Origin of the sequence: Caloramator proteoclasticus DSM 10124 (genome assembly GCF_900129265.1) — a bacterium.
Lineage (GTDB): Bacteria > Bacillota > Clostridia > Clostridiales > Caloramatoraceae > Thermobrachium > Thermobrachium proteoclasticum.
The window spans coordinates 1-1,398 of record NZ_FQVG01000113.1 but is presented as its reverse complement, the minus strand read 5'-3'; the positions used below and the strand labels follow the sequence as shown (position 1 = coordinate 1,398).

The 1,398-nt window shown below is 32.5% G+C and carries 2 protein-coding genes; both read left to right on the top strand.

The window, feature by feature from the left end; genetic code table 11:
- A partial coding sequence (locus BUB63_RS13110; protein ID WP_159431482.1) for an AAA family ATPase occupies nucleotides 1-981 on the top strand: 981 nt, incomplete at its 5' end.
- A gap of 19 nt (nucleotides 982-1,000) precedes the next feature.
- A partial coding sequence (locus tag BUB63_RS13105) for a DUF669 domain-containing protein (RefSeq protein WP_073250471.1) occupies nucleotides 1,001-1,398 on the top strand: 398 nt, incomplete at its 3' end.

The window sequence follows — 1,398 nt, the reverse complement described above, 5'->3', positions numbered from 1 at the left end:
CTAAAAGAAACTTTAGAAAATATGGAAGTTGAGATAGTAAACATAGACTATGATGAAATAAAGGTTAATGAGTTTTTCAGAATATGTGATGAAATCAAAAATGAAACTGAATTTGAAAAAGCACCTTCAAAATTATGTGAGTGGTGTGAATATAAATTGTATTGCGAAGGAGGAGAAACATATATGCTTTTACCTGAAAACAAGCGAAGGGACATAAAAATTGATGAAAACCCTGACATGTGGATTTATGCAGACAGCTATGTTGGAAAATCAACTTTTGTTGATAAGTTTCCAAACCTGCTATTTTTAAATACTGATGGTAATACAGACAACACAACATCTCCAGTTGTAAAAATAGCTGATGAGGTAACCTTTGAAGGAAGATTAAAAAAAGTAAAAATGGCATGGGAAGTGTTCCTTGATGTTATAACGGAGCTTGAGAGAAAAGATAATACCTTCGAAAGAGTATGCATTGATTTAATCGAGGACCTTTATGAACACTGCAGATTGTATATGTATAAAAAACTTGGAATAGACCACGAACAGGATGCTGGCTTTGGTAAAGGATGGGACATGGTTAGAACTGAATTTCTATCAGCAATAAAAAGGCTTAAAAACCTTGGATACCAGGTGATTTATATATCAAAGGAGATAAATACTGAAATCACATTAAAGAATGGAAATAAGATAACAACAATAAAACCAAACATCAATGAAAAAATAGCAAATGTGTTAGCAGGAACAGTTGATTTAACAGTTAGGGCCTTTATGGATGGTGATGAAAGATATTTGCTTCTTGAAAAGAATGAAAATATCTTCGGTGGTGGAAGATTTAACTTTAAAGTTCCAAGAATAAAACTTGATAAGGATGAGTTTATAAAAGCCCTAAAAGATGCACAGGAAAGTGTTATGACTGCTGAAGATACAGAAGTTTTAAACACTGAAGAAACAGCTATAATGAAGAGACGCTCAAGAAAATAAATATTAGGAGGAGATAAATATGGTAAGCAAGAACATTTTTGAAAAGTTTGACAAGGAATTTGACATTCAAGGTTTAAAGGAAGACTTAAAAAACGTAGGAGCAGCTGAAGGACAATTTAAGGAGGTTCCATTTGGAGTATACGAGGTTAAGATCGAAAAAATGGAGCTTGTAGAATCAAAGACAGGAAAACCTATGCTAACTTGCTGGATGAGGATTTTAAATGGTGAACACCAAAATTCAATGCTTTTTATGAATCAAGTCTTAAGCACAGCCTATGGAATACACACAGCAAATGAATTTTTAAGGTCACTTGATTCGGGAATTGAAGTAGAGTTTGAAAGCTTTTCACAATATAATGATTTAATACTTGATATTCATGAAGCAATTGATGGCAATTTAGAATATGCAGTTGAATA